We start from the raw sequence: 8580 nt of genomic DNA, 5'->3' as shown, positions 1-8580 counted from the left end.
CAGGGCGCAGCCCCGACCAGGGACCGAGCGCAGCCTCGAACGGGGCCGGGCGCAGCCCCGAAGGGGCCCGGGCGCAGCCCGGAACGGGGGCCGGGAAACAGCCCCGCCGCAGCGGCCCCCGCCACGCAGCGCCGACCTGCCCAGGGCGCAGCCCCGACCAGGGACCGAGCGCAGCCTCGAACGGGGCCGGGCGCAGCCCCGAAGGGGCCCGGGCGCAGCCCGGAACGGGGGCCGGGGAACAGCCCCGCCGCAGCGGCCCCCGCCACGCAGCGCCGAACGGCTCAGGGCGCAGCCCGGAACGGGATCGGGGGCCGAGGCCCCCGGTTACACGACCGTCGCGCCCCGCGCCGGCCCCGTCGCCACGCGCGCGGCCCGGCATGTGCCGGAGGCCGTGAGCGCCGCCGCCACCGTCCCCGCCGCGTCCTCGTCCTTCGTCAGGAACGCCGTCGTCGGGCCCGAGCCCGAGACGAGGCAGGCGAGCGCCCCGGCGGCCATGCCCGTCGCGAGCGTCTCGGCCAGCGACGGGCGCAGCGAGAGCGCCGCGGGCTGGAGGTCGTTCACGAGCGCGTCCGCGAGTGCCGCCGCGTCGCCCGTGCGCAGGGCGTCGAGCAGTACGGGTGAGGCGACGGGATCGGGCACGGCGACACCCGAGTTCAGCCGGTCGAACTCCCCGAACACCACCGGTGTCGACAGCCCGCCGTCCGCCATCGCGAACACCCAGTGGAACGTCCCGCGGACCTCGAGCTCCGTGAGCCGCTCGCCGCGGCCGGTGCCCAGCGCCGCCCCGCCCACCAGGCTGAACGGCACGTCGGACCCCAACTCGGCGCACATCGAGAGCAGTTCGTCCCGCGACGAGCCGAGGCCCCACAGCGCGTCGCACGCCAGCAGCGCGCCCGCGCCGTCCGCGCTGCCGCCCGCCATGCCGCCGGCGACCGGGATGTCCTTGTCGATGTGGATGTGCACGTCGGGCGAGATCCCGTGGCGGGCCGCGAGGAGCTCGGCCGCGCGGGCCGCCAGGTTCGTACGGTCCAGGGGGACCTGGTCCGAGCCGGGTCCGGCGCAGGTGAGGGTCAGCGACGGGGCCGGGCGCACCGTCACCTCGTCGTACAGCCCCACCGCGAGGAACACGTTGGCCAGGTCGTGGAAGCCGTCGGGACGCACCCCGCCGACCGCCAGCTGCGCGTTGACCTTCGCCGGCACCCGTACGGTCACAGTCACTGCTTCGCCTCCGCGATCCGCGCGAACTCCTCCACCGTCAGCGCCTCACCGCGCGCCTGCGGCGAGACACCGGCCGCCACCAGCGCCGCCTCCGCGGCGGCGGGTGATCCGGCCCAGCCCGCGAGCGCGGCCCGCAGGGTCTTGCGGCGCTGCGCGAAGGCCGCGTCGACGACGGCGAAGACCTCCTGGCGGGAGGCCGTCGTCGCGAGCGGCTCCTTGCGGCGCACCAGCGACACGAGGCCGGAGTCCACGTTGGGGGCGGGCCAGAAGACGTTGCGCCCGATCGCGCCGGCCCGCTTGACCTCGGCGTACCAGTTGGCCTTGACGGACGGCACGCCGTACACCTTGTTCCCCGGCTGGGCGGCGAGCCGGTCGGCGACCTCCGCCTGCACCATGACCAGGGTGCGCTCGATCGTCGGGAAGCGTTCCAGCATGTGCAGCAGGACCGGGACGGCGACGTTGTACGGCAGGTTCGCGACGAGCGCGGTCGGCGCCGGACCGGGCAGCTCCCGCACGTGCATGGCGTCGGAGTGGACGAGTGAGAAGCGCGACGCCTTCTCCGGCAGGCGGGCAGCGATCGTCGTCGGCAGGGCCGCGGCGAGCACGTCGTCGATCTCGACGGCGACGACCCGGTCCGCCGCCTCCAGCAGCGCGAGGGTCAGCGATCCGAGCCCGGGGCCCACCTCGACGACCACGTCGTCGGGCTCGACCTCGGCCGTGCGCACGATCCGGCGGACCGTGTTGGCGTCGATGACGAAGTTCTGGCCGCGCTGCTTGGTGGGGCGTACGCCCAGCGCGGCGGCCAGTTCGCGGATGTCGGCGGGGCCGAGGAGGGCGTCGGGATCAGTGGTGCTCACCGATACAGCCTACGGCCGCAGTGCGGCCACGGACTCGCCCCCCGCTGCATGTAGAGCTTCTTCGCCCGGTACGTCTGTTCCTCGGGGGACGCGTCCTGCGGGCGTCCGCTGCCGCCCACGGAGCGCCAGGTCCCGATGTCGAACTGGTACAGGCCGCCGTAGTTCCCCGAAGGATCGACGGCGCCGGGCCGGCCGCCGGACTCGCAGTCGGCGAGGGCGTCCCAGTTCAGGTTGTCGGCCGCGCCCATCGATGACGGCAGCCGGCGGGTTCCCACCCGCACCTGCTCGGTGACCGGCTCGCGCACGACGTCCTCGGAGAGCTTGCGCGGCCTCTGGCGTACGCCGTTGACCGTGCGCAGCGCGTAGGTGACCCGGCGCACGCCCGGCCGGCCCTGCCGCACGACGGTCTCGGTCCCGGCGAACAGCTGCGGGTCACGGGTCCTCTCGACGGTGTACGGGACGGGTTCCTCACGGACCTCGCGGGTGCCGGTGACGCGCAGGACGGTGACCGTCTGGCCGTCGTGCGGGAAGCTCTCGGGCGGCACGGATGTGGTGTCCTGGCCGCGCAGCGCGATGCCGGCCTCGGCGAGCGCCCCACGCACGGTCGGCGCGTTGGTGCGGATGGTGCGCTCACGCCCGTCGGCCATGAACGTGACGGACCGCTCGGTGCGCACGTCGAGCGCGAGCCCTGAGCGCGGGAGGGCCGATGAGCGGGAGACGGACGTGAACGCTCCCTCGGCGCGGACGCCGAGCTGTCGCAGTGCCTCCTCGACCGTGCGGGCGGTGGTCCAGACGGTGCGGCGGTGGCCGTCGAGGGTGAGGGCGAGGGGGCGTCCGTAGCGGACGACGACCTCGTCGCCGTTGTCGAGGTCGTCGCCCGCGCCGGGCGCGACGATGTCGTGCGGGCCGACGGCGAGCCCTTCGTCGTGCAGCAGTTCCCGCACGTCGTCGGCGAAGGTGTGCAGGGTGCGGGGGACGCCGTCGACGGTGAGCCGCACGGATTTGTCGGCCGCGACGAAGGCGGAGGTCCCGCCGGCGAGGAAGGCGACGACGAGGGCCTGCGGGACGAGCCGGCGCAGGGTGTCGGGCCGCTCCGCCGCGCGGCGGCGTCGCCCCCGTGTCCGTCCGCCCGTGCCGGACGACCGCGCGTCGCGCCGGCACGGGGGCGGCGTCTGGCCCGGCAGCCGCGGCCCGGTCCCGTCCGGCCCGTCGTACGCCGGTGTCGAGCGGGCGGCGTCGCTGCCGCGCGGGTCCACGTACGGCAGGGTCGGCTCGTACGCCGGTGTCGAGCGGTCGGCATCGCTGCCGCGCGGGTCCACGTACGGCAGGGTCGGCGCGTATGCCGCGGCGAGACGCGCGTCCACGAGCGTGGGCTCCGGGGAGTACGCCGCCGCGAGGGCCCCGGCCCCCGGGGCGGCCGGGTCGCCCGGCCCGCCGGCGAACACGGCCCGGGACGCCTGGCGGCGGCCGCCGCGTGCGGCACGGTGACTGCCCTGCGCATTGCTCACGACGCTCCAGAGGATGTCCGGCCCGACACGTGGCACCGGACAGTATCGGAGCGTTCGTCACTCTCCAAAGCGGCACGGACACGCAGCGTCGCGAGAGGCCGGTGCGCCCGATCCGGTCAGTAGCCGAATGCGCGTGCGGTGTTCGCCGCGATCGCCGAGGCCAGCGTGTCCTCGTCCAGCCCCTTGACCTTCGCCATGGCCCGCAGGGTGACCGGAACGAGATAGGGCGCGTTGGGCCGTCCGCGGTACGGGACCGGGGTGAGGAACGGCGCGTCCGTCTCCACCAGGACCAGTTCGGCGGGGGCCACGACGAGCGCGTCGCGCAGCGGCTGGGCGTTCTTGAAGGTCACGTTGCCGGCGAAGGACATGAAATAGCCCGCGGCCGCGCAGGCTTCCGCCATTTCCGCGTCGCCCGAATAGCAGTGGAACACCGTGCGTTCGGGCGCGCCTTCCTCCGCGAGAATGCGCAGCACGTCCGCGTGGGCCTCGCGGTCGTGAATGACGAGGGCCTTGTCGTGCCGTTTGGCGATCTCGATATGGGCGCGGAAAGAGCGCTCCTGGGCGGCCATTCCCTCGGGCCCCGTACGGAAGTAGTCGAGACCCGTCTCACCGACGGCCTTCACCTCGTCGAGCGCGGCGAGACGGTCGATCTCGGCGAGCGCGTCGTCGAGCGCGGCGTCCCCGCCCGCCTCCCTCGCGCCCTGCCGCGACCATCCGTCCGGATCCCCCAGCACGATGCGCGGCGCCTCGTTGGGGTGCAGCGCGACCGCGGCGTGGACCTCGCGGTGCGCGGCGGCGGTCTCGGCGGCCCACCGGGACCCCTTGATGTCGCAGCCCACCTGGATCACGGTCGTCACGCCCACTGCCGCGGCCCTGGCCAGGGCCTCCTCGACCGTGCCGTCCTGCATGTCCAGGTGGGTGTGCGAATCGCCGACCGCCACCCCGAGCGGTTCGGGCAGCGGCGGCGGTGCGGACTTCGAACTCATGGGCGCGATCCTACGAGGCGTCCGCCCTCGCCCTCACGTGCGGTGGCGGCTCACACGCGGCTCAGTCGCGTCCCCGCTGCGGTTCGCGTACGGCTGGCGTACGGCTCACTTGCGGTGGTGGAACGGGTGGAGCAGGTCGGAGAGATGCCAGTGATGCGCACGCACCGGGCCCGGGGGCTCGCCCTCCGGGTGGGCGACCGGAGGCTCGGCGGCTTCCGGGGCCGCGCCCTGCGCCTCGGCGGGCGACGCCGTCGGGACAGGATGCGCCCGCGGCTGGCCGTACATCTCCGCCATCATGTCCCTGACCGAGGAGACCTGCCCCGCCCGCATGATCCGGACCCGGTGTCTTCCGCAGTTGACGCACGTCGGCGCCTTGAGCGGGGAAGGCACCCGCACGCCGCCGGTCTTGTAGACGACGAAGGCCCGGCCCGCCCCGTCGGTGTGGTGCTCGATGTCGTACGACTGCTCCCAGCCATGCCCGCAGTACATGCAGGCGAAGGAGTACTCCTCGTGGCCGACGGCGGTGCCGGTGCCTGTGATCTCACTCATGCCAGCTCCTCTCCACTGATCCAGTGGACGCCTTTTCCGGCGGGAGCGCATCAGCGCCGGTCGAACAATGGGAGGCTCTTTGACTTCCCTTGCCGAAAGGGCCGCTGCAGGCTCTGGGCTTTGCCTTTCACCATAGCCCTTTACCCTCTCACTGGGCCGATCGAGCCGCGTTCTTTGCCGCGACGACGGCATCGAACACCTCGCGCTTGGGCAGGCCCGCTTCGGCGGCCACCGCGGCGATCGCCTCCTTGCGCCGCTCCCCCGCCTCCTCTCGCACCCGCACCCTGCGCACCAGCTCGTCGGCGTCGAGCTCGGCGGGTCCGGTCTCGGGGGCGCCCTCGACGACCACGGTGATCTCGCCGCGCACGCCCTCGGCCGCCCAGGCCGCCAGCTCACCGAGGCCGCCGCGCTTGACCTCCTCGTACGTCTTGGTCAGCTCCCGGCACACCGCCGCGCGCCGGCCGGCGCCGAAGACCTCCGCCATCGCCGCGAGGGTGTCGTCGAGGCGGTGCGGGGCCTCGAAGTAGACGAGGGTGCGCCGCTCGTCCGCGACCTCGCGCAGCCGGCCGAGGCGCTCGCCCGCCTTGCGGGGCAGGAAGCCCTCGAAGCAGAAGCGGTCGACGGGCAGCCCCGACAGGGCGAGCGCGGTCAGCACCGCCGAGGGTCCCGGAACGGCGGTGACCTTGATGTCCTGCTCCACCGCGGCGGCGACGAGCCGGTAGCCGGGGTCCGAGACGGACGGCATGCCGGCATCCGTGACCAGCAGCACCCGCGCGCCGCCGACGAGGGCCTCGACGAGCTCGGGGGTGCGCGCCGACTCGTTGCCCTCGAAGTACGACACGACCCGCCCCTGCGTGTGCACGCCGAGGGCCTGGGTGAGCCGGCGCAGCCGCCGCGTGTCCTCGGCGGCGACGATGTCGGCGCCCGCCAGCTCGGCGGCGAGCCGCGGCGGCGCGTCCGCGACGTCGCCGATGGGGGTCCCTGCGAGTACGAGCGTTCCAGTCACAAAGCCATCCTCCCAGGACGGGAGGCACCACTCGCACAGCCGTGTTCCCTACGATGGCGCGGTGACCAGTACCGCGCCGCACACCATCGAGGGCAAGGACGCAGGCCGGCCGCCCGGCTGGCAGCAGCGGCTGCGCCGATTCGGCTACACGCCCCGGCCCGTGATCGGCCTGCGCGAACGCCTGGTGCCGCCCTACACCCGCCCCTCGGAGCGGTTGTGGGTGGCGCTCGGCGTCCGGGTGGGCGACGCGGAGCCGCTGTTGAGGATCGCCGCCTGGGGCGGGCCGGTCCTGGTGGCGCTGCTCGCCGGGGTGCTGCGGTTCTGGAACCTCGGCAAACCGCACGCCGTGATATTCGACGAGACGTACTACGCCAAGGACGCCTGGGCCCTGATCAACCAGGGGTACGAGGCGAGCTGGCCGAAGGACGTCGACAAGACGATCCTCAAGGACGGCTCCTCCGTCCCGATCCCCGACGACCCCGGCTATGTGGTGCATCCGCCGGTCGGCAAGTGGGTCATCGGGCTCGGCGAGAAGTTGTTCGACTTCACGCCCTTCGGCTGGCGCTTCATGGTCGCCGTGCTCGGCACGCTGTCGGTGCTGATGCTGTGCCGGATCGGGCGCAGGCTCTTCCGCTCGACGTTCCTGGGCTGCCTGGCGGGTCTGCTCCTCGCCGTGGACGGCCTGCACTTCGTCATGAGCCGTACGGCGTTGCTCGACCTGGTGCTGATGTTCTTCGTGCTCGCGGCCTTCGGCGCGCTGCTCGCCGACCGCGACCGCTCACGGCGCAGGCTCGCCTCCGCGCTCCCGGCGGACGCCGACGGCGTGCTGCGCCCGGACGCCCGGGTCGCCGAGACCCTGAGGCTCGGGTGGCGGCCGTGGCGGCTGACGGCGGGCGTGATGCTGGGCCTCGCGGCGGGCACCAAGTGGAACGGCCTGTACATCATGGCCGCGTTCTGTGTGATGAGCGTGCTGTGGGACGTGGGCGCGCGGCGTACGGCCGGCGCGGTGCGCCCGTACCTGGCGGTGCTGAAGAAGGACCTGGTCCCCGCGTTCCTCTCGACGGTGCCGGTCGCACTCGTCACGTACATGGTGTCGTGGACCGGCTGGCTGGTCACCGACAAGGGCTACTACCGGAACTGGGCGAGCACCGGGGACGGGCGGGAGAGCAGTTGGGGCTGGCTGTTCCCTGACTGGTGGCGCAGCTTCTGGCACTACGAGACGCAGGTCTATCAGTTCCACATCGACCTGACCTCCGGTCACACCTACCAGTCGAACCCGTGGAGCTGGCTGGTGCTCGGCCGCCCGGTCTCGTACTACTACGAGGACCCTGCCGCGGGCACGGGCGGCTGCCCCAAGGGCACCGCCGACAAGTGCGCGAGCGAGGTCCTGGCGCTGGGCACGCCACTGCTGTGGTGGGCGGCGTGCTTCGCCCTCTGCTACGTCCTGTGGCGCTGGTTCTTCCGCCGCGACTGGCGCGCGGGCGCGATCCTGTGCGCGTTCCTCGCGGGCTGGGCCCCCTGGCTGCTGTACCAGGAGCGCACGATCTTCCTGTTCTACGCGGTCGTCTTCGTGCCGTTCCTGTGCCTGGCGGTGGCGATGATGATCGGAGCGATGCTGGGCCCGCCGGGCTCCGACGAACGCCGCCGGGCGGTGGGCGCGATCGGGGCGGGCGTGCTGGTGCTGCTGATCGTGTGGAACTTCATCTACTTCTGGCCCATCTACACGGGCACGCCGATCCCGATGGACGACTGGCGCGGGCGGATGTGGCTGGACACCTGGGTGTAGCTGTGACGTGAGGGGCCCGGCACCTCTCGGTGCCGGGCCCCTCCGGGTGGTTGCCGGTGATCGGCACTCGTCCCGGGTCGTTCCTTCCCGTCATCCACCAGTGTTCGAAGCAGCGCCCACGCACTCCTGGAACGGGTTCTGCTGGAGGCACTTGGGGAGCGAGGCGCTCCACTGGTTGAGCTGCTTGGTCGCCTCGGTCCGCTGCGTAGTGTTCGAACTCTGGGCTGCCTTCAGCGTGGTGTTCACCTTCTTCGAGAAGTCGGTCGCCGCCTTCTGATCCGCCGGCTTGGTACCGGGCTTCAGCGAGGACACCAGGACGTCCGTCGTCGTCTTCACGACATTGGTCGCGGCCACCTTCACGCTCGACGGCGCGCCCGACTGCAGAACGTCGACGAGAACGTTGGTCGTGGTCTTCACGGTGTTCGTCACGGCCACCTTGACCGCAGGCGACGCCTTCGACTTCAGGCAGTTCACCAGGACATTGGTCGTGCTCTTCACGGTGTTCGTCACCGCCACCTTCACGGCCGGCGACGCATTCGACTTCAAGACGTCCACCAGGACGTTCGTCGTGGTCTTCACCGTGTTCGTCACGGCCACCTTGACGTTCGACGGCGCATTGGACTTCAGAACGTCCACCAGGACATTCGTCGTCGTCTTCACCGTGTTCGTC

General features: G+C 72.7%; 8 protein-coding genes. 1 reads left to right on the top strand and 7 read right to left on the bottom strand.

Annotated elements, in window-relative coordinates:
- Positions 1-324: 324 nt before the first annotated feature.
- The 6 genes from AB0K02_RS04950 to rsmI form a co-directional block, all read right to left on the bottom strand.
- Positions 325-1218, bottom strand: a complete 894-nt coding sequence (locus AB0K02_RS04950; RefSeq protein WP_365990937.1) for a 4-(cytidine 5'-diphospho)-2-C-methyl-D-erythritol kinase — start codon at positions 1216-1218, stop codon at positions 325-327.
- Positions 1215-2075: a 16S rRNA (adenine(1518)-N(6)/adenine(1519)-N(6))-dimethyltransferase RsmA gene (rsmA, locus tag AB0K02_RS04945; RefSeq protein ID WP_365990936.1), complete on the bottom strand. Its 861-nt coding sequence runs from the start codon at positions 2073-2075 to the stop codon at positions 1215-1217. The genes AB0K02_RS04950 and rsmA overlap by 4 nt, the downstream gene beginning before the upstream one ends.
- Positions 2072-3583, bottom strand: a complete 1512-nt coding sequence (locus tag AB0K02_RS04940) for a ubiquitin-like domain-containing protein (RefSeq protein WP_365990935.1) — start codon at positions 3581-3583, stop codon at positions 2072-2074. The genes rsmA and AB0K02_RS04940 overlap by 4 nt, the downstream gene beginning before the upstream one ends.
- Positions 3584-3699: 116 nt before the next feature.
- Entirely contained in the window at positions 3700-4569 is an 870-nt protein-coding gene (locus AB0K02_RS04935; RefSeq protein WP_365990934.1) for a TatD family hydrolase, read from the bottom strand.
- Positions 4570-4674: 105 nt separating this feature from the next.
- Complete coding sequence (locus AB0K02_RS04930; RefSeq protein WP_365990933.1) at positions 4675-5118, bottom strand: hypothetical protein; 444 nt, start codon at positions 5116-5118, stop codon at positions 4675-4677.
- A gap of 148 nt (positions 5119-5266) precedes the next feature.
- A complete protein-coding gene (gene rsmI / locus AB0K02_RS04925; RefSeq protein WP_365990932.1) occupies positions 5267-6124 on the bottom strand; it encodes a 16S rRNA (cytidine(1402)-2'-O)-methyltransferase in 858 nt (285 codons plus the stop codon).
- Between the two features lie 61 nt (positions 6125-6185).
- Here rsmI and AB0K02_RS04920 point away from each other — a divergent pair, with 61 nt between their 5' ends.
- Complete coding sequence (locus tag AB0K02_RS04920; RefSeq protein WP_365990931.1) at positions 6186-7910, top strand: phospholipid carrier-dependent glycosyltransferase; 1725 nt, start codon at positions 6186-6188, stop codon at positions 7908-7910.
- Positions 7911-8000: 90 nt separating this feature from the next.
- Here the strand turns inward: AB0K02_RS04920 and AB0K02_RS04915 are convergent.
- Positions 8001-8580 (bottom strand): hypothetical protein (locus AB0K02_RS04915; RefSeq protein ID WP_365990930.1); only part of this gene is annotated, 580 nt, incomplete at its 5' end.

This window comes from Streptomyces sp. NPDC049597, assembly GCF_040675505.1.
Taxonomy (GTDB): Bacteria; Actinomycetota; Actinomycetes; order Streptomycetales; family Streptomycetaceae; genus Streptomyces.
Note: the sequence above shows the minus strand (reverse complement) of the source record. Positions and strands in the feature narration are given on the sequence as shown.

Bases quoted from the DNA above. Each gene is read 5' to 3' on its own strand.
- AB0K02_RS04935 (WP_365990934.1), bottom strand. From the start codon at position 4,569: ATGAGTTCGAAGTCCGCACCGCCGCCGCTGCCCGAACCGCTCGGGGTG.
- AB0K02_RS04930 (WP_365990933.1), bottom strand. From the start codon at position 5,118: ATGAGTGAGATCACAGGCACCGGCACCGCCGTCGGCCACGAGGAGTAC.